A 22,762-nucleotide genomic window follows, 5' to 3' on the forward strand; every position below is an offset into this window, starting at 1 on the left:
CGTGCTGAATCTGGCCGAGCGCTCGGCAAGCCCATTGACCCGCCGCGCCCGCCTGCCTATATGCACATCCCAACCGGAAAGCTTCGAGCAAGGTGTGCCTTTACGCGGGGGCATTACCCAGGACGGAAGTTCCGGTATCTGCGTGAGACTGTTTTGATCAAGGCTGCACAGGCCGTGCCCTAGGGGGTGCGTCCGAATGCGGCCTTTCGCGCGTCTCACGCTGCTCTTTCCGCCCAGGCACATTTCCAGGCCCCGGCACGCGCCGGGGTGACACGCGAAGAAAAAGGCAACGGCTCCAATCATGGCGACCAAAGCAAAGGCTTCCGAAACAATCGGCAGCAAGTCCAAGCGCATCCGCAAGATTTTCGGCGACATCCACGAAGTCGTGGAAATGCCGAACCTGATCGAGGTGCAGCGCGAGAGCTACGAGCAGTTCCTGCGTTCCGATCCCTCGATCGGCTATGTATCGGGCCTCGAAAAGACGCTGCGTTCTGTGTTCCCGATCCGCGATTTCGCCGGCACAGCCGAGCTCGATTTCGTACATTACGAACTGGAGCCGCCGAAGTACGACACCACCGAATGCCGCCAGCGCGGGATCACCTATGCCGCGCCGATGAAGGTGACGCTGCGGCTGATCGTGTTCGAAGTCGACAACGAAACCGAAACCCGTTCCGTGCTCGATATCAAGGAGCAGGACGTGTACATGGGCGACATGCCGCTCATGACCGAGAACGGCACCTTCATCGTCAACGGTACCGAACGGGTGATCGTTTCGCAGATGCACCGTTCGCCGGGCGTGCTGTTCGATCACGATCGCGGCAAGACCCACTCCAGCGGCAAGTTCCTGTTCGCTGCCCGCGTCATTCCTTATCGCGGCTCATGGCTCGATTTCGAATTCGACGCCAAGGATATCGTCAACGTCCGGATCGACCGCAAGCGCAAGCTGCCGGTCACCTCGCTGCTGTTCGGCCTTGGCCTCGATGCCGAAGACGTGCTCGATCATTTCTACAACAAGGTCACCTGGAAGCGTTCGGGCGGCAAGAAGTCGGGCTCGGAAGGCTGGGAAATCCCCTTCGTCGCCGAACAATGGCGCGGGTCCAAGCCGAGCTTCGCGCTGGTCGATGCCGCTACCGGTGAGGAAGTGTTCCCCGCCGGGCAGAAGGTTTCGCCGCGCGCCGCCAACAAGGCCGAGAAGGATGGCCTCAAGACCTTGCTGATCCCGACCGAGGAAATCTTCGGCCGCTATGCCGCCAAGGACATGATCGACGAGAAGACTGGCCGTATCTACATCGAAGCGGGCGACGAAGTTGCGCCCGAAAACCTCGACAAGATCGACGCTGCCGGGATTGACCAGCTCGACCTGCTCGACATCGATTTCGTCAACACCGGCCCGTGGATGCGCAACACGCTCGAAGCCGACAAGGCCGAGAACCGCGAAGAAGGCCTGGAAGCGATCTACAAGGTCATGCGTCCGGGTGAACCGCCGACCAAGGAAACCGCCGAAGCGCTGTTCGAAGGCCTGTTCTTCGATGCCGACCGGTATGACCTGTCCGCCGTTGGCCGCGTGAAGCTGAACATGCGTCTCGGCCTCGATGCCGAAGACACCGTCACCACGCTGCGCAAGGAAGACATCCTCGCGGTGGTGAAGGAACTGGTCGACCTGAAGGACGGAAAGGGTGATGTCGACGATATCGACAACCTAGGAAACCGCCGCGTGCGTTCGGTGGGCGAGCTGCTGGAAAACCAGTACCGCGTCGGCCTGCTGCGCATGGAGCGGGCGGTGAAGGAGCGGATGAGCTCGGTCGACGTGTCCACGGTGATGCCGAACGATCTGATCAACGCCAAGCCCGCCGTGGCTGCGGTGCGCGAATTCTTCGGCTCCAGCCAGCTTTCGCAGTTCATGGACCAGACCAACCCGCTCTCCGAAGTGACGCACAAGCGCCGGGTTTCGGCGCTCGGGCCGGGCGGCTTGACGCGTGAACGTGCAGGCTTTGAAGTGCGCGACGTTCACCCCACGCACTATGGCCGCATTTGCCCGATTGAAACGCCTGAAGGCCCGAACATCGGCCTGATCAACTCGCTCTCCACCTTTGCCCGCGTCAACAAGTACGGCTTCATCGAAACGCCGTACCGGACGGTGAAGGACGGCAAGGTCTCCAAGGAGGTGAATTACCTCTCGGCGATGGAAGAGCAGAAGCACACGGTAGCGCAGGCCAGCGCGGAAATCGACGAAAGCGGCCAGTTCGTGGAAGAGCTCGTCTCGGCCCGCCAGAACGGCGAATTCGTGATGGCGCCCAACCAGCAGGTCACCCTGATGGACGTGTCGCCCAAGCAGCTCGTCTCGGTCGCTGCATCGCTGATTCCGTTCCTGGAAAACGATGACGCCAACCGCGCGCTGATGGGTTCCAACATGCAGCGGCAGGCCGTGCCGCTGGTGAAGGCCGAAGCGCCGTGGGTCGGCACCGGCATGGAAGAAACCGTCGCCCGCGATTCGGGCGCGGCGATTTCCGCGCTGCGTTCTGGCGTGGTCGATCAGGTCGATGCCGGCCGTATCGTCATCCGTGCATCGGGCGAGGTCGACACGACCAACCCGGGCGTGGACATCTATTCGCTGCAAAAGTTCCAGCGTTCGAACCAGAACACCTGCATCAACCAGCGTCCGCTGGTGAACGTGGGCGACGTGGTGGAGCAGGGCGACATCATCGCCGATGGCCCCTCCACCGATCTGGGCGAGCTGGCGCTGGGCAAGAACACGCTCGTCGCCTTCATGCCCTGGAACGGCTACAACTATGAGGATTCCATCCTCATTTCCGAACGCATCGTGAAGGATGACGTCTTCACCTCGATCCACATCGAGGAATTCGAAGTCATGGCCCGCGATACCAAGCTGGGCCCGGAAGACATCACCCGCGACATTCCCAACGTCGGCGAGGAAGCGCTGCGCAACCTCGACGAGGCGGGCATCGTCTACATCGGTGCCGAAGTGCATCCGGGCGATATCTTGGCGGGCAAGATCACCCCCAAGGGCGAAAGCCCGATGACGCCGGAAGAAAAACTGCTGCGCGCCATCTTCGGCGAAAAGGCAAGCGACGTGCGCGACACTTCGCTTCGCCTGCCGCCCGGCGTTGCCGGAACGGTGGTGGAAGTGCGGGTGTTCAACCGCCACGGCATCGAGATCGATGACCGTACCCGCGCCATCCAGAACGAGGAAATCGAACGCCTCAAGAAGGACAGCGAGGACGAGCGCAACATCCTCAACCGCGCCACCTACAACCGTCTACGCGACATGCTGACCGGCCAGACCGCCAGCGCTGCGCCGAAGGGGATCAAGAAGGGCACCGAAATCACCGGCGAACTGCTGGATGGAGTCGATCGCCACGAATGGTTCAAGTTTGCGGTGGCCGACGACAACATGCAGGCCCAGCTCGAAGCAGTGAAGGGCCAGTATGACGAGGCGGTAAAGTCGATCAAGGACAAGTACCAGGATCGCAAGGAGAAGCTGGAGCGCGGCGACGAGTTGGCTCCCGGCGTGCTCAAGATGGTCAAGGTGTTCGTCGCGGTGAAGCGCAAGCTGCAGCCGGGTGACAAGATGGCCGGCCGCCACGGCAACAAGGGTGTCATCAGCCGCATCCTGCCCGAAGAGGACATGCCGTTCCTCGAAGACGGGACCCCGGTCGATATCGTGCTCAACCCGCTCGGCGTGCCTTCGCGCATGAACGTGGGGCAGATCTTCGAAACCCACCTCGGCTTCGCGGCACGGCGGCTGGGCCAGCAGATCTCTGCCCAGCTCGACGAATGGCGCCTTGCCAATCCCGATCCGGAAGCGGCCGCGCCGCCGTCTGCGCTCGTGGAGAAGCTGAAGGATGTCTACGGCGAGCAGTACCACGCCGATCTCGACAGCCGCACCACCGAGGAAGTCGTCGAGCTGGCGCACAACCTGCGTCGCGGGGTGCCGATGGGCACTCCGGTGTTCGACGGGGCGCGCGAAAGCGACGTGACCGACATGCTGCTGAAGGCGGGCTATGCCTCCTCCGGCCAGTCGACGCTGTACGATGGCCGGACCGGCGAAGCGTTCGACCGCAAGGTGACCGTGGGCGTGATCTACATGCTCAAGCTGCACCACCTTGTGGACGACAAGATCCACGCCCGCTCGATCGGCCCCTACTCGCTCGTTACCCAGCAGCCGCTGGGCGGCAAGGCGCAGTTCGGTGGCCAGCGGTTCGGGGAAATGGAAGTCTGGGCGCTCCAGGCCTACGGCGCTGCCTATACCTTGCAGGAAATGCTGACGGTGAAGTCCGATGACGTGATCGGCCGCACCAAGGTTTACGAAGCGATCGTCAAGGGTGACGACACCTTCGAAGCCGGCATTCCGGAGAGCTTCAACGTGCTCGTCAAGGAAATGCGCTCGCTCGGCCTCAACGTCGAACTCACCAGCCTCACCGACGGTGTCGAGGAAGAAGTCGACGGCTACGGCCAGCTCGCTGCTGAATGACAGGGCTCGGCGGCCCACCGGAACTAACCGGACCGGGCCGCCTCCCCGCCAACCCCTGTTAATCCCCCCAAGGGAATTCGAAAAATGAACGAACTGAGCAAATTCACCAACCAGATCGCCAAGCCGGAAACCTTCGACCAGATCCAGATCGGTCTGGCGAGCCCGGAACGCATCCGCTCCTGGTCTTTCGGCGAAATCAAAAAGCCGGAAACCATCAACTACCGCACGTTCAAGCCCGAGCGTGACGGCCTGTTCTGCGCGCGCATCTTCGGTCCGGTGAAGGATTACGAATGCCTGTGCGGCAAGTACAAGCGGATGAAGTACAAGGGCGTCGTCTGCGAAAAGTGCGGCGTCGAAGTGACCGTGACCAAGGTCCGCCGTGAGCGGATGGGGCACATCGAACTGGCCGCGCCGGTTGCGCACATCTGGTTCCTCAAGTCGCTGCCGTCGCGCATCGGCCTGCTGCTCGACATGCAGTTGAAGCAGCTTGAGCGCGTGCTGTATTTCGAAAGCTACATCGTCACCGAACCCGGCCTGACGCCGCTGGAAAAGTACCAGCTGCTGACAGAAGACGAAATGCTCGATGCGCAGGACGAGTATGGCGAAGATGCCTTCACGGCCAGCATCGGTGCCGAAGCCGTCAAGCACATGCTGATGGACCTCGACCTGGTGCAGGAAAAGGCCGACCTGCTCGAAGAGCTGGAGACCACCAAGTCCAAGCTCAAGCCCGCCAAGATCATCAAGCGGCTGAAGGTCGTCGAAAGCTTCATCGATTCGGGCAACAAGCCGGAATGGATGATCCTCGAAGTCGTGCCGGTGATCCCGCCCGAACTGCGCCCGCTGGTGCCGCTCGATGGCGGACGCTTCGCCACGTCCGATCTTAACGATCTCTATCGCCGCGTCATCAACCGCAACAACCGCCTGAAGCGGCTGATGGAATTGCGCGCGCCGGACATCATCGTCCGCAACGAAAAGCGCATGTTGCAGGAAGCCGTTGACGCGCTGTTCGACAACGGCCGCCGCGGCCGCGTGATTACGGGTGCCAACAAGCGTCCGCTGAAGTCGCTGTCCGACATGCTCAAGGGCAAGCAGGGCCGCTTCCGCCAGAACCTGCTTGGCAAGCGCGTCGACTATTCGGGCCGTTCGGTCATCGTCACCGGTCCGGAACTCAAGCTGCACCAATGCGGCCTGCCGAAGAAGATGGCGCTCGAACTGTTCAAGCCGTTCATCTACGCGCGTCTTGACGCCAAGGGTCTCTCCATGACCCTGAAGCAGGCGAAAAAGTGGGTCGAGAAGGAGCGCAAGGAAGTCTGGGACATCCTCGACGAGGTGATCCGCGAACACCCGGTGCTGCTGAACCGCGCGCCGACGCTTCACCGTTTGGGCATCCAGGCGTTCGAACCCGTGCTGATCGAAGGCAAGGCGATCCAGCTGCACCCGCTCGTCTGCTCGGCCTTCAATGCCGACTTCGACGGGGACCAGATGGCCGTCCACGTGCCGCTCTCGCTGGAAGCCCAGCTGGAAGCGCGCGTGCTGATGATGTCCACCAACAACATCCTCTCGCCCGCCAACGGCAAGCCGATCATCGTGCCTTCGCAGGACATGGTGCTGGGGCTGTACTACCTCTCGATGGACCGCGAAGGCGAGCCGGGCGAAGGCAAGATCCTTGGTGACATCAATGAAGTGCACCAGGCGCTGCACGTCGGAGCGGTGACCCTGCACTCCAAGATCACCACCCGCGTTCCGCAGACGGATGAATCCGGCAAGGAGTTCATGCGCCGCGTGGATACCACGCCGGGCCGGATGCTGATCGGCGAATGCCTGCCCAAGAGCCACACGGTGCCGTTCGAAGTCGTCAACCGCCTTCTCACCAAGAAGGAAATCGGCGACGTGATCGATCAGGTCTATCGCCACACCGGCCAGAAGGACACGGTGCTGTTTGCCGACGCCATCATGGGGCTGGGCTTCCGCCACGCCTGCCGTGCGGGCATTTCCTTCGGCAAGGACGACATGATCATTCCGGACAGCAAGGTCGGCATGATCGAGGAAACCAAGGCGCTGGTTGCCGATTACGAGCAGCAGTACCAGGACGGTTTCATCACCCAGCAGGAAAAGTACAACAAGGTGATCGACGCCTGGAGCCGTTGCGGCGACCAGGTGGCGGCGGCCATGATGGAAGAGATCAAGGCCACACCCAAGGACGAGCACGGGCGCGAAGCTCCGGTCAACTCGATCTACATGATGAGCCACTCCGGCGCGCGTGGTAGCCCGGCGCAGATGAAGCAGCTGGCGGGTATGCGCGGGCTGATGGCCAAGCCTTCGGGCGAGATCATCGAAACCCCGATCATCTCCAACTTCAAGGAAGGCCTGACCGTTCTTGAATACTTCAACTCCACCCATGGCGCCCGCAAGGGCCTGGCGGATACGGCGTTGAAGACGGCGAACTCGGGCTATCTGACCCGCCGTCTGGTGGATGTGTCGCAGGATTGCGTCATCGTGCAGGAAGACTGCAAGACGCAGAACGCGCTGGAAATGCGCGCCATCGTGCAGGGCGGTAGCGTGATCGCTTCGATCGGCGAACGTATCCTGGGCCGGACGCTGGCCGAGGATATCGTCAACGCGGCGACCGGCGAAGTGATCGTCAAGGCCGGCACGCTGGTGGACGAAGCGATGGTGAAGTCGATCGAGGAGGCCGAAACGCAGGTCGCCAAGATCCGTTCGCCGCTGGTTTGCGAAGCGGATCAGGGCGTTTGCGCGACCTGCTACGGGCGCGACCTTGCCCGCGGTACCCCGGTGAACATCGGTGAAGCTGTCGGCGTTATTGCCGCGCAGTCGATCGGTGAACCCGGCACCCAGCTGACGATGCGGACCTTCCACATCGGCGGCGCGGCGCAGATCAACGAAACCAGCCATCTGGAATCGATTTCGGACGGCAAGGTGATCTATCGTGACATGCCGACCATCACCGACAAGAAGGGTCGCCGCCTGTCGCTGGCCCGTTCGGGTGAAATGATCGTGGTCGATGCCGAAGGGCGTGAGCGCGCCATCCACCGGGTGCCTTACGGTACCGTCCTCATGTTCGCCGACGGGGCGAAGGTGAGCGAAGGCGATCGTCTGGCCGAGTGGGATCCGTTCACCCTGCCGATCATCACCGAAACCGCCGGTATCGTGCGCTATATCGATCTGGTCGAAGGCAAGACGCTGGAAGAGCGGGTGGACGATGCCACCGGTATCGCCCAGCGCGTGGTCACCGAACTGCGCAGCACCGGCCGCGCCAAGAAGGAAGACCTGCGTCCGCGCCTCACTCTTTTGGGCGAGGAAGCATCGGGCAAGAAGGACGATGGTACCGAGGCCGCGCGTTACATGCTGGCTCCGGGCACCACGCTTTCGGTCGAGGATGGTCAGGAAGTGCAGGCGGGCGACATCCTTGCCCGTGCTTCGCGCGAAGCCGCCAAGACCCGCGACATCACCGGCGGTCTGCCGCGGGTGGCGGAGCTGTTCGAAGCGCGCATTCCCAAGGATGCGGCGGTGATCGCCAAGGTCAGCGGGCGGATGGAATTCATCCGCGACTACAAGGCCAAGCGCAAGATCGCGATCGTTCCGGAAGAGGGCGAAGCGGTCGAGTACCTGGTGCCGAAGACCAAGGTGATCGACGTTCAGGAAGGCGATTTCGTCAAGAAGGGCGATACGCTGATTTCCGGCTCGCCCAACCCGCACGACATTCTCGAAGTGCTGGGCGTAGAAGCGCTGGCGGAATACCTGTGCACCGAAATCCAGGAAGTCTACCGGCTCCAGGGCGTGAAGATCAACGACAAGCACATCGAGGTGATCGTCCGCCAGATGCTGCAGAAGGTCGAGATCACCGACGGCGGCGATACCACGCTGCTGCCGGGCGAGCAGGTCGACGAAGAGGAAATGAACGAGATCAACGCCAAGCTGGGCCGCAACAAGAAGCCTGCCACCGGCACGCCGATCCTGTTGGGCATCACCAAGGCGTCGTTGCAAACGCGTTCGTTCATCTCCGCCGCTTCGTTCCAGGAAACCACCCGCGTGCTGACGCAGGCGGCGGTCGAAGGGAAGAAGGACACGCTGATCGGCCTGAAGGAAAACGTGATCGTCGGTCGCCTGATTCCGGCGGGTACGGGTGCGGGCATGAACCGGCTGCGCGTTACCGCCAATTCGCGCGATGCGGCGATCCGTGCCCAGTACAAGAAGATGCAGGACGCACTGGTCGCCGCCGACGAGGCAGCGGCTGCAGTCAAGGCATCGGACCTGATCGCGGCAGAAAGCGCCGCCGCCGAACACGCGGCGGAACTGGCGCAGGGCCCGGAAGCGGCGATTGGCGACGATCCGCTGGCGGCGGTCGAGGGTGAAACCCACGGTACCGATGCCGATGCGGGTGACTACCTGAACCCCGAAGCAGCGGATCATGACGGTGAGACGCTGGTCGAGGACGACAAGGCCGAATAGCGCTGCGGTCTACCGCGCGATTTCAGGAAACCCCGGCGGAGCGATCCGCCGGGGTTTTTCCTTGTCCGGCGTTCAGCGCCGCGCAAGCGGAAGTCAGTTTATGTTCCGGCGATGAGAATCGTTTTCCTTCCACTGATCTTCGCCTTGCTGGGCGGGTGTGGTGCAGAGCCCACCCCGGCTCCCGCCCCCACAGCTGTTGCCAGCCCAGTAGAGGCAGAAGAATCCCCCGCCGTTCCGGTTGACACACTGGCAGGCGAATGGCGCGTGGCGGGCATCGACGGGGCCGAGTTCAACGAAGCTTACGGCCTTGCCCTCTCCGCCAGCGAAGATGAAATCTGGTGGGAGCCGCGTTGCGCCGGGATGGTGCGAAGCTATGCGATCGACGGCCTCGAATTTTCCGCAAGCCCGCTGGCCGCTGAGGCACCAGCCCCTGACTCACCACCCCCGCCGGTCTGCGCCATCGCCGTGCCGCCGCGCCTAGCCGATGTCGCCCGCGCGCTCGATCAGGCAGAGCAGATCGCGCGAACGCCTTCCAACGGCATCCTGATCTCGGGCGGTAGACACGATTTGCTTCTTTTCTCCCAATAATCCGATCAATCGCGCTATTGCGAGGCATTCGCATTGCAATCCTATGCAGAATCTGTAGCCTTGTTGCGAATCAATCGCAGGAAACGCAATCCATGTCCGGCCCCCGCCAAACAGACCCCGCCCGAGCGCTGCACCGAACCCGGCGAGCGGCCATTGTTGCACGATTGGCCGTGCCGCCGCGGCTCACATCGCTTTCTCCCGTCGCGACCAAGCTGGTCATGGCGATCCGCTTCCTTGCCCTCTGCGCCCGCTCGCGGCAGGACCCGGTCGCGCATCTCACCAGTCGGCTCGGATCTGTCACGGCCGCCAAGGCGCTGCTCGACCTCGCCGACTGCGCCGCGCATAGCTGGCCGGAGACGGTGCAGGTGTGCAAACCCTGTTGTTGCGCGCTCAGCCCGGACGAAAGCGTGTTTGCAGGCATGGCCGAAGCTGCCCGGCGCGGTGATCGCGAGGGCTTTGGGGAAGTGCTCTCCGGTTTCATCAGGACAGACCGGCACGAGCGGCTTTATGCCCATGCGGTGGAGGCCGTAGCGCATATCGGCTGAGCACCGACAGCGCGCCAACGCGCTTGTCGCCCAGCGCGCACCCGGCTAACCGGGGCGCCTTATGACTGTCACCACCCGTTTTGCCCCGTCCCCCACCGGCCACCTGCATGTCGGCAATCTCCGAACTGCGCTGCACAACTGGATGCTGGCGCGCAAGGCAGGCGGGCGCTTCCTGTTGCGGATCGACGATACCGATGCCGAGCGCAGCCGCGAGGAACACGTCGCTTCGATCCGGGATGACCTCGCTTGGCTGGGCCTGACGCCCGACGGCGAGGAGCGGCAGTCGGCGCGGCTGCACATCTACGAGGCGGCGTTTGAAAAGCTGCGCGCGGCGGGGCGGGTCTATCCCGCTTACGAAACCGCGCAGGAACTCGATCTCAAGCGCAAGGTCCGGCTCGGACGCGGCTTGCCGCCGATCTATGATCGCGGGGCACTGAAGCTGACTGACTACGAGCGTGCAGCAAAGGAAGCCGAGGGGATCGTCCCACACTGGCGCTTCCTGCTCGATCATGCCGAACCGATCGCCTGGGACGACGGCGTGCGCGGGCCGCAGAAGTTCGATCCGGCACAGCTATCCGATCCGGTGGTGCGCCGTGCCGATGGCTCTTGGCTGTACATGCTGCCGAGCGCGGTGGACGATATCGAAATGGGGATCACCGACGTGCTGCGCGGGGAGGATCACGTGTCCAACACCGCCACGCAGATCCAGATGTTCACCGCACTGGGAGCCGCCCCGCCACGTTTCGCCCATGAAGCCCTGCTGGTGGGAAGCGAAGGCAAGCTCTCCAAGCGGCTCGGTTCGCTGGGCTGCGATGCTTTCCGCGAACAAGGCATCGAACCGCAGGCGCTTGTGGCAATGCTGTCGCGGCTGGGAACATCGCTGCCGGTGGAACCGATTGCCGATCGTGCTGCCTTGCTGGAGAGTTTCGACCTCTCCACTTTCGGCCGTGCGCCTGCCCGCTTCGACGATGCCGAGCTTGAGCGGGTCAATGTTGCTATCGTCCACCAACTGCCCTTTGCAGAGGTCGCGGCCCGCTTGCCAGAGGGCATGGACGAAGCGGCGTGGCACGCGATCCGGCCCAATCTGGCCAAGCTGGATGATGCTGGCGACTGGTGGCAGGTGGTGACGGGCTCCATTGTGCCCCCAGCGCTTTCCGAAGATGACCGGACCTATATTGCCGAAGCTGTGAAAGCATTCGGCCAACTCGAATGGCGATACGCCGACATCCGCCAAGAACTATGGAAGACCCTAACCCAAATCCTCAAACGAGAAACCGGGCGCAAGGGCAAGGACCTGTTCCTCCCATTGCGGCAGGCACTGACTGGGCGCGATCACGGCCCCGACATGAGCGAGCTGCTGCCGCTGATCGGCGAGGAGCGGGCGCGCGAACGGTTGCGGGCTGCTGCGTCGGGCTGAAGGGCGAACAACTTTCCTACATGCCCGCGCCTGTGCTCTGCCGGCAGGCATGATCCGGTCTATCGCTCGCCTCGCCGCCGTCCCCGATTCCGCAACCACAGAGGTGACGCTCCGCCACCTCGCGGTGACAAATTGCCTCCCGAAGGTGACGCTTTCCGGCGCAAGGTGACACATTTGCCAGGCAAGGTGACACGTTTGCTCCGGAGGGTGACGCAAGGCCGCTTTTTGCTCCTGAACAGTGCTCCAGGTGCTCCATAATTCGCAATTGCGCGCGCTCACCTCCGGCAAACCATCGCAGCAGGCCCTCAGTTCACCGCAGGAGGATGGGGTTCACTTGACGTCCGGCCGCCTTGCTCTATCTGCGCGATGATACAACGTCACACCAATCGGGAATGCCCTCACACCGCCATGAAAAGCCTTGCCCTGACCCTTCTCGCCACCGCTGCCATGCCAATGGGCGCCTATGCCCAAGACACTGGAACCGACCCCGGATCCGAAACCGCCGAAGCGCAATCCCGCGGCGAACCCGCCTCGGACGACCTGCATTCCTCCACGATCTACGTCACCGCCGCCGGTATCGACCGTCTCGATGTGATCGCGGGAACTTCGGTCATCACCGGGATCGCCTTGCAGCGCGAATCCAATGGCCAGGTGGGCGAGGTGCTTGCCAGCCTGCCGGGTGTCGATTCCAGCGGCTTTGCGCCGGGTGCCTCGCGCCCGATCCTGCGCGGCTTTGGCGGTGACCGGGTGCGCGTGCTGACCGACGGAATTGGCTCGCTCGATGCATCCGGCGCTTCGGACGATCACGCGGTTGCGGTCGATCCGTTGATCGCCGAGCGCATCGAAGTGCTGCGTGGTCCTGCCGTCCTGCTTTATGGCAGCCAGGCCATCGGCGGTGCCGTGAATGTCATCACCAAACGCATCCCCCCACGGATGCCCGACGAAGCGATCCACATCGACGCGCTGGCTGGCTTCGATACCGCCAGCGATCTGCGTGAAGGGGGTCTCTCGTTCGATTTGCCGCTGGGCCGCAACCTCGCCTTCCACGTCGATGGCTCGTATCGCAATACCGACGATATCGAGGTTCCCGGCTTCGCCGCCTCGCCGATCCTGCGCGCCGACCTGCTGGCAGACGCCGCCGAGGAAGAAGAGGAAGGCCATCAGGAAGAAGCCGACGAATTGCGCGAAGCCGCCAATATCCGCGATGTGCTACCCAACAGCTGGAGCGAGACCTGGTCGGTTGGCACCGGGCTCGCCTTCTTCTCCGGCCAAAGCAGCTTCGGGGTCTCGTTCGACTATTACGACACAGCTTACGGCATCCCCGGCCTTCCCGGCATCGGCCATGTCCACGGTGAAGAGGAAGAGGAGCACGAGGGCGAAGAGGATCATGACGAGCATGAGGGCGAAGAGGAGGAGGAAGTCCCCGTCTCCATCGGCCTCCAGCGCTACCGCGTCGACCTGCGCGGCACGCTCGATCTCGGCACCGGCTTCTTCGACGAAGTGCAGACCCGTTGGGGCTGGTCCGATTACACCCACACCGAATTCGAAGGCGACGAGATTGGCACGGTGTTCGACGTTCAGGGCATAGAGGGCCGGGTGGAACTGGTGCAATCGCGGCGTGGCGGACATAGCGGATCGATCGGCGCGCAATTCTCCAACGTCGATTTTGAGGCGATCGGTGATGAAGCTTATATCCCACCTAACGTGACCGAGAACTTTGCGCTGTTCACCCTGCAGGAGCTCGATTTCGATAATTTCGAACTCGAAGCAGGAGCGCGGTTCGAAAGCACTTCCATTGACGCGGAAACGCTGGGGATCGAGCGCAGCTTCGATACCTTCTCGGCGGCAGTGGGTGGCGGCTACATGCTGTTTCCGGATTTCCGGATGGGCGTGAACCTTTCGCGCACCGAGCGCGCTCCCTCGGCACAGGAACTGTTCGCCGACGGACCGCATCTGGCGACGCAACAGTTCGAACTGGGCGATGCCACGCTCGGGACTGAGGGCAGCTGGGGGCTGGAAGGATACCTGCGCGGCGAGATCGGCGAAGTGAAGATCAATGCCAACTTCTACCGCAACTGGTTCGACGATTTCATCTATCTCGCTGCAACCGGGGAAGAGGAAGACGGTCTGCAGGTGTTCGCTTTCGACCAGCAGGATGCGGATCAATGGGGCTTTGAAACGCAGGTGACTTTCCCGCTGATCGAAGGGCGCGATTTTACCCTGCTCGGCGATCTGCGCGGCGATTATACGCGCGCCACTCTGGCGGACGGCAATGCCGTGCCGCGCATCCCGCCGCTCAGCCTGTATGGCGCACTGGAAGCTCGCTGGGAGCATTTTGACCTGCGCGGCGAAGTGGAATGGCACGATGACCAGACCCGGCTGGCCGAGCTGGAAACGCCAACCGACAGCTTTGCTTTCGTGAATCTATCGGTGGCGTGGCACCCGTTCGAAGGCTCGGAGAATTTCACTCTGCTGGCGCAGGTGGACAATGTGTTCGACACCGAAGGCCGCCGCGCGACCAGCTTCACCAAGGATTTCGTGCCGTTGCATGGCCGCAACTTCCGCCTGAGCGCGCGGGCGAGTTTCTAAGCGCCAGAAACGGGCCGGGGCCGGAGCAAGCCAATGCTCCGGCCCCGGCCCGGGACGCATCCTGTTGGTCGCCATACCTGGTCGTAGAAAGCGGGTCGATTCGACAGGTCGATCGACCCGACAGTCGGAAGCGGTCAGTTGCCCGAACGCCGCGCCTTTTTGCGCTCGTGCGGATCGAGGTGGAGCTTGCGCAGCCGGATCGACTGCGGGGTGACTTCCACGATCTCGTCGTCGCCGATGTAAGCAATCGCCTGTTCCAGCGTCATCCGGCGCGGCGGGGTCAGGCGGATGCCTTCGTCCTTGCCGCTGGCGCGGAAGTTGGTGAGCTGCTTGGACTTGAGCGGGTTCACTTCCAGATCGTCGGGCTTGGCGTTCTCGCCGATGATCATGCCTTCGTAGAGCTTCTCGTTCGGCTTCACGAACAGCGTGCCGCGTTCTTCCAGCATGTTGAGCGCATAGGCCTGCGCCTCGCCCTGTTCCATGCTGATGAGCACGCCGTTCTGGCGGCCTTCGATCTTGCCCTTGTAGGGGCCGTACTTCTCGAACAGCCGGTTCATGATGCCCGTGCCGCGCGTGTCGGACAGAAACTCGCCGTGATAGCCGATCAGGCCGCGGCTGGGGGCGAGGAAGGTGATCCGGGTCTTGCCCGCGCCGCTGGGGCGCATGTCGGTCATCTCGGCCTTGCGCTGCGCCATCTTCTCGACGACCGTGCCCGAATATTCGTCGTCCACGTCGATCACGACGGTTTCGTAGGGCTCCTCGCGGCCGTCGGGGCCATCCTTGTAGAGCACGCGCGGTCGGCTGATGGAGAGTTCGAAGCCTTCGCGGCGCATGTTCTCGATCAGCACGCCAAGCTGCAATTCGCCGCGGCCCGCGACGTCGAAAGCATCCTTGCCCGAACTTTCGGTGACGCGGATGGCGACATTGGTTTCGGCCTCGCGCTCGAGCCGGTCGCGGATCACGCGGCTCTGCACCTTGTCGCCCTCGCGCCCAGCATAGGGGCTGTCGTTGACCGAGAAGGTCATCGAGAGGGTCGGCGGATCGATTTCCGACGCCGGGACGGGCACGGTGACGGTGGGGGCGCAGATGGTGTTCGAGACGGTGGCGGTGGTCAGCCCGGCGATGGCGACGATGTCGCCTGCCTGCGCGTGGAGCACGGGAACGCGCTCCAGCCCGTCGAAAGCGAAAACCTTGGTGGCGCGGCCGGCTTCAACGAGGTTGCCCGCTACGTCGAGCGCCTTGATCGGCATCCCGACTTCGAGCCGCCCGCTCTCGATCCGCCCGGTGAGGATACGGCCGAGGAAGCTGTCACGATCGAGCAGCGTCGCCAGCATGGCGAATTCGGCATCGGGATCGAGATCGGGGGCAGGGACGTGTTCGAGGATCTTGCGGAAGAGCGGATCGAGTGTGCCCTCGCGCGCATCAGGGTCCTCGCTGGCGTAGCCATCGCGGCCGCTGGCGTAGAGGACGGGAAAATCGAGCTGGTCGTCATCAGCTTCGAGATTGACGAACAGATCGAACACTTCGTCGAGCACTTCGGAATGGCGGCCATCGGGACGGTCGATCTTGTTGACCACCACGATCGGGCGCAAGCCGAGCGAGAGCGCCTTGCCGGTTACGAACTTGGTCTGCGGCATGGCCCCTTCGGAACTGTCCACCAGCAGGATCACGCCATCGACCATGCTGAGGATGCGCTCCACCTCACCGCCGAAATCGGCGTGCCCGGGGGTATCGACGATGTTGATGCGGGTGCCGTGCCATTCCACGCTGGTGCACTTGGCGAGAATGGTGATCCCGCGTTCCTTTTCCAGGTCGTTCGAATCCATCGCCCGTTCTTCGATGCGCTGGTTGTCACGGTAGGTACCGGACTGGCGGAACAACTGATCGACGAGTGTGGTCTTGCCATGGTCGACGTGGGCGATAATCGCCACATTGCGTAGGGACGCGGACATTTCGGACTTCCTGTAGGATTAAGCATGGGGCGGGCGCATTCATGCTGCACCTGCGAATACGCGCGCCCCTAGCGGAGAGGGGCGCTTGCTGCAAGCCGGATGCGGCAGGGCGGCGTGGGCACGTGCTTTACCTATACGTCAGATACCTCCCTGTTGCGATAATGTTACAGGGGTAACCGCATTGGGGAAAGGGCTGGAATTCGCCGATTGTGTGCGGGCCTGCCCGCGCGTATTGATTGACTGCCTTAACGCAGGTCGCAGAGGGGGCGGGATGACCACCATGAAGGTGGCGTCCCCGATCCGGCGGGAGAGATGGAGAAATCAATGACAAAGGTTCGTGCCGGCTCTGCCGGTTATTCGCGCAAGTTCATGTGCGGCGTAGCTGCGGCCGCGCTTCTCGTTCCCGGTGTGACTTTGGCGCAGGATGCCGATCCGGCAGATGCCGATGAGGAAGCCGCGCAGGGCAACCAGATCGTGGTGACCGCGACCAAGCGCGAAACCACCTTGCAGGAAATTCCCGTCGCCGTGTCCGTGACCGGCGCAGAAACGCTGGAGCGGGACCAGATCCGCGACATCCGCGATCTGCAGACCGTCGTCCCCTCGCTCACCGTCGGGCAGCGCCAGTCGAGCGCCAACACCGGCTTCTTCATCCGCGGCTTCGGCAACGGCGCGAACAACGCCGGGATCGAGCCTTCGGTCGGCGTGTTCATCGACGGCGTCTATCGCAGCCGCACGGCATCCTCGATCTCTGACCTTCCCAACGTGCAACGTGTCGAAGTGCTGCGCGGCCCGCAGTCCACGCTGTTCGGCAAGAACGCTTCGGCGGGCGTGATCTCGGTCGTCACCGAGGAACCGCAGTTCGACTTCGGCGGATCGGCCGAACTCACTTACGGGAACTACGACGCACTTGTCGCACGCGGTTACGTCACCGGCCCACTTTCCGATGAAGTGGCGGTCAGCATCGCTGGCGGCATGAATAGCCGAGACGGGTTCTTCGAAGACCTGAACACCGGCAGCAGCGTCAACAACCGCGATCGCTGGTTTGTTCGCGGGCAGGCGCTGATCGACAACGGCGAGAATCTGTCGCTGCGGATCATTGCCGATTACGACAGCATCGATGAAGTGTGCTGCAACGCGATCAATGTGCAAAGCGGCCCTGCGACCGGCGCCATTCTGGCTGTGGGCGGCCAGGTGGCCGATCCGAACAACCCGTTTGCCGATGTCACCTACAACAACTTCGATTCTACCAACGACATCGTCAACCAGGGCATTTCCGCCCAGCTGGATTACGATGTCGGCAATTTCACTTTCACCTCGATCACCTCCAGCCGCACGACCGACGCCGTGACCGTGCAGGATTCGGACTTCTCCAGCGCCGACCTGATCTACCCCAACTCGCAGGATCTCACGATCGATACCTTCACCCAGGAATTCCGTATTGCCGGATCGATCGGTGACCGGATCGACCTGTTGCTGGGTATTTTCTACATCAACGAGGACGTCGATCAGTCGAACCAGTTGCTCTATGGTGCGGATTTCCGCAACTATGCCAACCTGGTAGTTGCCAGCCAGTCCGGTGGCGCGTTTTCGCTCTTCCCGACGCCTGCCGCGCCCGGCGCGGTTCCGCTGGAGCAGGTGTTCAGCGCTGCCTTCGGCCAGAACTACGTTGGTACTTTCTTCAACCAGGGGCAGGGCTTCACCGAAGCCTACACGCTGAATTCGGAAGCCTATTCGCTGTTCGGGCAGGTTGATTTCGAAATTGTCGATGGCTTGGTGCTGACGCTGGGCGGCAACTACACCGATGATAGCAAGGACTTCACCCAACAAGCAGTTTCGACCGACGTGTTCTCGTCGATCGATTTCGATGCGCCGCAGCTTGCTCCGTTCCGCGGGCAGGTGCTGACGCAGGGTGCCGTGGCAGCCACCGTGGGTACGCAGCTCGGCCTAGGTCGTTCGGCAACCGCTGCCGAAGTCACCGCCTTCGCTACCGGCACCAGCCCTGCCGGTGCGGCGGGGGCAGCTGCCTTCCCGACGATCCTTGCCGGGGCACAGGCGTTCGCCGCAGCCAATGTCAACAACCCGCTGGCCAATCCGCTGAACCCGCTGCGCGCGCTGCAATTCCTGCCGCCGTTCCTCGGGCTACCCAACTCGGTCGAGGACGGCCGGGTGAGAGACGATAATTTCAGCTACACCGCTCGCCTCGCCTACGATGTGACGCCGGACGTGAACATTTACGCCAGCTACGCCACCGGCTTCAAGGCCAGTTCGATAAACCTGTCGCGCGATGCCCGGCCTTCACTGATCGACCGCGCAGCAATCATTGCGGCCGGTCTGGAACAGCCGAACCAGACCTATGGTTCGCGCTTTGCCGGGCCGGAAGAATCCGCTGTGATGGAAGCGGGGATCAAGGCCAATTTCGACTGGGCCTCGATCAACCTTACGGTGTTCGATCAGGAGATCGACGGCTTCCAGTCCAACATCTTCACCGGATCGGGCTTCGTGCTCGCGAACGCGGGTAGCCTGTCCACCAGAGGCGTGGAATTCGAAAGCCAGTGGTATCCGGTAGACGATCTCACCATAAACGCGGCAGTGACCTACCTTGACCCGACTTTCGACAGCTTCGTGCAATCGGCGCAGGGCGACATTTCGGGCACTACGCCTTCGGGCATTCCCGAATTCACCGTGATCGTAGGTGCGCAGTATGAAGCCGATGTCGGCAATGGCCAGCTTGTGCCGCGCATCAACTATCTTTGGTCCAGCGAGTACCAGCTTGTCGAAGGCCTGCCCGCCTTTGCGGTACGCGGTCCCGATGGCACGATCACCGATGGTGCCCCGGCAATTGCCGCCGGTCTGCCGTTCACCGGACGCCAGAACAATCTCACTGCTTCGCTGACCTACGAGTGCGATTGCGGGTTCCAGGTCTCGGTCTGGGGACGCAATATCCTCGACGACCGCTATCTGGGCACGGTATTCGACAGCCCGGCGCAGCCGCGCAGCGTATCGGGCTATCCGAACGATCCGGCTACCTACGGCGTCACCGGCCGCTTCCGCTGGTAAGCTGCTGAAATTGCTGAATTCTGGAAAGGGGGCCGATTTGGCCCCCTTTTTATTTGAATACGCCTTGCCAGAAGCTGCAATGTGTGATGGTTTCGCGCCCATTGGTTTGCAACGAAGGGGGACTTCAAAATGCCTTATGCCGGTTTCTGGATTCGCGTGGGTGCCTATCTGATTGATGCGATTCTGCTCGGAATTGTCGGCGCAGTGATCGGGGGGATTTTCGGCGCCACGGGTGGCATGACGGCTACCGATCCCAACGATGTGATGGGCGCAACCAGCCCGTTGCTCAATCTGGTAAGCATTGCCATCGGCGTGGCATATTTCGGCGGAATGGAAAGTTCATCCTGGCAGGCAACACTGGGCAAGAAGGCCTGCGGCCTGATCGTTACCGATACCAACGGCAACCGCATCAGCCTGGGGAAGGCCATCGGCCGCTATTTCGCCAAGATCCTCTCGGCCCTCATCCTGCTGATCGGTTTCATCATGGTCGCTTTCACCGACAAGAAGCAGGGCCTGCACGATATGCTGGCAGGGACGCTGGTGCTCAAGGGCCAGCCAGGAAGCCACGGTACGGCGGGCGTTTTCGACTGATTGCCAGTTTGCGCTAACCGAAAGAAAAGAGGGGCCATCGCGCCCCTCTTTTTGTCAGTGGGAACGAGAGGACTCTACCTATGGGATGGATGATCCTGCCGTTGAAGCGATACGCCGATTTCAGCGGTCGTTCGCGGCGGATGGAATTCTGGATGTTCACGCTGTTCTTCTGGATCGTCACCATAGTGCTGGGGCTGATTGCCATGTCCGGCATACCATGGACCGGACTAGAATCCTGGAACCCGGAACAGGAATGGGGCGGCACGATCATGTTCATGATCGGAGCGGTTCTGCTGGTGATATGGTGGCTGGGAACGCTGGTGCCTGTCACCGCCGTCACCGTGCGCCGCCTGCACGATCGTGGGTTGTCGGGCTGGTGGTACGGCGGGCTGATCATTGCGGGCTTCGTCCCGCTGGTGAACATGATCACTTTTCCCGGCTATCTGGTCCTGCTGGTATTCCTGTGCCTGCCAAGCCAGGAAGGAACCAACAAGTGGGGGCCAAGCCCGTTCGATCCGGGCATGGCGAGCGTTTTCAGGTAGGCCTTACAACGACCTCAACGTCTGCGCCGGGCGCGCCCGCAGCAACGGGAGCGAGGCGGCGAAGGCGAAGGCCAGCACAAGCACCAGCCCGCCGCCGAGCACGGCGAGGATTTCGGTCCAGTCGGGCAGCCAGTCGAATTCGAACATCTGGGTGACGATCAGCCACGCCACCCCGGTCCCCAGCAGCAGCGCTACGCCCGCCAGCACGCCCGCGAGCAGGCCGAATTCGGCGAATTGCAGCGCCAGCAATTGCCCCCGGCTCGCGCCGAGCACGCGCAGGATCACGGTATCATAGGTGCGCGCCGCCCGCGCGGCCGCAATCGCGCCGAGCAGCACCGCGATCCCCGCCAGCACCGCCACCGAGGCGGCGGCAAGGATAGCGAGCGAGACCTGGTCGAGGATGGCCCGCGCTTCGGTCAGCAGCGGACCGACTTCTATCACGCTGGACGAGGGGAAGGCGGTGACGAGGCTGCGCAGCAGGCCGCCCGCTTCGGTCCCCTCAGGCAGGTCGATAGTGGCGGCGAGATTGTGCGGGGTGTCCTCCAGCGTGTTGGGGGAGAAGATATAGACGTTGTTGAAGCCGAGGCTTTCCCAGTCGATCCGCCGCAGGTTGGCCACCCGCGCAGTGCGCTCGACGCCGAGGATCGACACGGTGATGGAGTGGCCGACTTCGATCCCCGCAGCGAGGGCGAGTTCCTCGTCCACCGAGACGAGGTTCTCGCCGTCGTAGTCGTCGGGCCACCATTCACCGTCGGTCACCACATTGCCTTCGGGCAGGTCAGCGGCGTAGGTCAGCCCGCGCTCGCCCGAAAGGCCCCAGGCGCCTTCGGGCAATTCCTCCAGCTCGGCGACGACGATCTGCGCGTCCTCCGGCCCGTAGGAAACGATTGAGCCGCGCATGGTCGGTACGGCGTCCACCACCGCATCGGACGAAATATCGTCCACGATGGTGTAGAACTGCTCCAGCCCGTCCTTGGGGATGTCGAGCACGAAATAGTCGGGCGCGCGTTCGGGCACCGAGCGCTGGATATTACCGTCGAGGCTCGATTGCAGCGAGGCCAGCAGCACGAAGGCGCTGAGGCCGAAGCCGAGCGCGGTCACCAGCGCGCCGGTAGCGGCACCGGGGCGGTGGAGATTGGCGAGCGCGGCGCGGGCAATCGGATCGGCCGGGCGCGGTGCGCGCGCGGCGGCGGACCGGATGCCGCGCCCCAACAGCGCCAGCAGGCCGAGCACGGCGGCAGTCCCGGCGAGGAACCCTGCCGAGAGCAACGGCTGCGGCGAGAAGGCAATCGCCAGCACCGCGATCCCGGCGAGACCAAGCCCCACCGGCAGCGCCGCATCGCGCCACTGGCGGGCCAGCGGTGAGACCCGCGCGCGCATCAGCGCCATCGCCGGGAAGCTCTTGGCGCGGGCAAGCGGCGGCGCGGCGAAGACCAGCGCCACCAGCAGTCCGAACAGCAAAGCGCGCAGCAGCGCCCATGGATCGACCACGAAGTCGCTTGTCACCGGCAGCAGCGAACCGAGCGCAGAGGCCAGCAGCGGCGTCACCAGCACGCCCGCCACCAATCCGGCGAGCGAACCCGCCAAAGCCGCGGCGCCCACTTCCAGCGCATAGATGCGGGCAATATCGCCCGATGTCGCGCCGAGGATCTTGAGCGTGGCGATAGAATTGCGCCGCGCCTCCAGATAGGAATTCACTCCGCCACCTATGCCGATCCCGGCGATCACCAGCGCCGCGAGGCCGACCAGCGCAAGGAATTCGCCCATCTGGCTGACGAACCGCTCCGCGCCGGGGCTGGCGCGATCTGCGGTGCGGGTATCGAAGGGAACGCCGGGGAATTCTTCCGCCAGCGCTTCTTCCAGCGCTTCGGCATCGGTCGGGCTGTCGAAGGCGAGGCGGGTCTTGCTTTCGAACATCGCGCCGGGCGCGGTCAGCCCCGCCGTTTCGGGCATTTCCAGCGGAACGATCACGGTCTGGCCGAGCGCGAAGCCTTCGGACAAGCGATCCGGTTCCTCGGCGATGATCCCTGCCACGGTCATCTGTTGCGTGCCGATGGTGATTGAATCGCCCAAAGCCACGTCCAGCCGCTCCGCCGCGCCGGAGGAAAGGTACGCCTCACCCGCCGCCGGAGCCGAGGCCGCGCCCGATCCTTCGAGCAGCAGCGTGCCGAACATCGGGTAATTGTCCGCCACCGCCTTCAGTTCGATCGGCACGGCGACTTCTTCGGTGCTGGCCATGGCCTGCAAGCGGTATCCCGGCGACAGCGTGCCATATTGCGCGAGAAATTCGCTTTCCTCGCCGGTCAATTGCCGCTGCCACAGTTCAACTTCAAAATCGCCGCCGAGGATCGTCTGCCCCTGCGAGTCCAGCTCGCCCTGAATCGCCGAAGTTAGCGAGCCTATCGCCGCGAGCGCGCCGACGCCGAGGAACAGGCACACCAGTAGCAGCCGCAGGCCGCGAAACCCGCTCGCCAGATCGCGCCGGGCAATGGTCCAGGCCCGTGTCCAACTCATTCTGT

General features: G+C 63.0%; 11 protein-coding genes. 9 read left to right on the forward strand and 2 right to left on the reverse strand.

Annotated features, from left to right (window positions below; genetic code table 11):
* Positions 1-301: 301 nt before the first annotated feature.
* From rpoB to JY451_09785, 6 genes are all read left to right on the forward strand, one after another.
* On the forward strand, positions 302-4,492 hold the full coding sequence (rpoB, locus tag JY451_09760) for a DNA-directed RNA polymerase subunit beta (protein ID QZH74041.1): 4,191 nt from the start codon (positions 302-304) through the stop codon (positions 4,490-4,492).
* Between the two features lie 84 nt (positions 4,493-4,576).
* The gene (rpoC, locus tag JY451_09765) at positions 4,577-8,962 is read left to right on the forward strand and encodes a DNA-directed RNA polymerase subunit beta' (protein QZH74042.1); all 4,386 of its coding nucleotides are present in this window, start codon (positions 4,577-4,579) and stop codon (positions 8,960-8,962) included.
* Between the two features lie 111 nt (positions 8,963-9,073).
* Positions 9,074-9,550: a hypothetical protein gene (locus JY451_09770; GenBank protein ID QZH74043.1), complete on the forward strand. Its 477-nt coding sequence runs from the start codon at positions 9,074-9,076 to the stop codon at positions 9,548-9,550.
* 164 nt (positions 9,551-9,714) lie between these two features.
* The gene (locus tag JY451_09775) at positions 9,715-10,095 is read left to right on the forward strand and encodes a DNA-directed RNA polymerase subunit beta' (GenBank protein ID QZH74044.1); all 381 of its coding nucleotides are present in this window, start codon (positions 9,715-9,717) and stop codon (positions 10,093-10,095) included.
* A 61-nt stretch (positions 10,096-10,156) separates the two neighbouring features.
* The gene (locus JY451_09780; protein QZH74045.1) at positions 10,157-11,512 is read left to right on the forward strand and encodes a glutamate--tRNA ligase; all 1,356 of its coding nucleotides are present in this window, start codon (positions 10,157-10,159) and stop codon (positions 11,510-11,512) included.
* Between the two features lie 408 nt (positions 11,513-11,920).
* On the forward strand, positions 11,921-14,101 hold the full coding sequence (locus JY451_09785; protein QZH74046.1) for a TonB-dependent receptor: 2,181 nt from the start codon (positions 11,921-11,923) through the stop codon (positions 14,099-14,101).
* Between the two features lie 134 nt (positions 14,102-14,235).
* On the opposite strand, the gene typA is transcribed toward JY451_09785, so the two are convergent.
* A complete protein-coding gene (typA, locus tag JY451_09790) occupies positions 14,236-16,053 on the reverse strand; it encodes a translational GTPase TypA (GenBank protein QZH74047.1) in 1,818 nt (605 codons plus the stop codon).
* Between the two features lie 369 nt (positions 16,054-16,422).
* Here typA and JY451_09795 point away from each other — a divergent pair, with 369 nt between their 5' ends.
* The 3 genes from JY451_09795 (at position 16,423) to JY451_09805 (ending at position 20,243) form a co-directional block, all read left to right on the forward strand.
* Positions 16,423-19,110 (forward strand): TonB-dependent receptor, encoded by a 2,688-nt coding sequence (locus JY451_09795; protein ID QZH76673.1) that lies wholly within the window; start codon positions 16,423-16,425, stop codon positions 19,108-19,110.
* A gap of 129 nt (positions 19,111-19,239) precedes the next feature.
* Positions 19,240-19,701, forward strand: coding sequence for an RDD family protein (locus JY451_09800; protein QZH74048.1), 462 nt, complete (start codon positions 19,240-19,242; stop codon positions 19,699-19,701).
* 80 nt (positions 19,702-19,781) lie between these two features.
* Positions 19,782-20,243 carry a DUF805 domain-containing protein gene (locus JY451_09805; GenBank protein QZH74049.1) on the forward strand — a complete coding sequence of 154 codons (462 nt, stop codon included), beginning with the start codon at positions 19,782-19,784 and terminating at the stop codon, positions 20,241-20,243.
* Positions 20,244-20,246: 3 nt separating this feature from the next.
* Here the strand turns inward: JY451_09805 and JY451_09810 are convergent, their stop codons facing one another.
* Positions 20,247-22,757 carry an ABC transporter permease gene (locus JY451_09810; protein QZH74050.1) on the reverse strand — a complete coding sequence of 837 codons (2,511 nt, stop codon included), beginning with the start codon at positions 22,755-22,757 and terminating at the stop codon, positions 20,247-20,249.
* Positions 22,758-22,762: the final 5 nt, after the last annotated feature.

The sequence above is a fragment of the Erythrobacter sp. genome (assembly GCA_019739335.1).
Lineage (GTDB): Bacteria > Pseudomonadota > Alphaproteobacteria > Sphingomonadales > Sphingomonadaceae > Alteraurantiacibacter.

Coding starts and splice junctions, on each gene's coding strand:
- rpoB (QZH74041.1), top strand. CDS start 302: ATGGCGACCAAAGCAAAGGCTTCCGAAACAATCGGCAGCAAGTCCAAG.
- rpoC (QZH74042.1), top strand. CDS start 4,577: ATGAACGAACTGAGCAAATTCACCAACCAGATCGCCAAGCCGGAAACC.
- JY451_09770 (QZH74043.1), top strand. CDS start 9,074: ATGAGAATCGTTTTCCTTCCACTGATCTTCGCCTTGCTGGGCGGGTGT.
- JY451_09780 (QZH74045.1), top strand. CDS start 10,157: ATGACTGTCACCACCCGTTTTGCCCCGTCCCCCACCGGCCACCTGCAT.
- JY451_09785 (QZH74046.1), top strand. CDS start 11,921: ATGAAAAGCCTTGCCCTGACCCTTCTCGCCACCGCTGCCATGCCAATG.
- typA (QZH74047.1), bottom strand. CDS start 16,053: ATGTCCGCGTCCCTACGCAATGTGGCGATTATCGCCCACGTCGACCAT.
- JY451_09795 (QZH76673.1), top strand. CDS start 16,423: ATGTGCGGCGTAGCTGCGGCCGCGCTTCTCGTTCCCGGTGTGACTTTG.
- JY451_09800 (QZH74048.1), top strand. CDS start 19,240: ATGCCTTATGCCGGTTTCTGGATTCGCGTGGGTGCCTATCTGATTGAT.
- JY451_09805 (QZH74049.1), top strand. CDS start 19,782: ATGGGATGGATGATCCTGCCGTTGAAGCGATACGCCGATTTCAGCGGT.
- JY451_09810 (QZH74050.1), bottom strand. CDS start 22,757: ATGAGTTGGACACGGGCCTGGACCATTGCCCGGCGCGATCTGGCGAGC.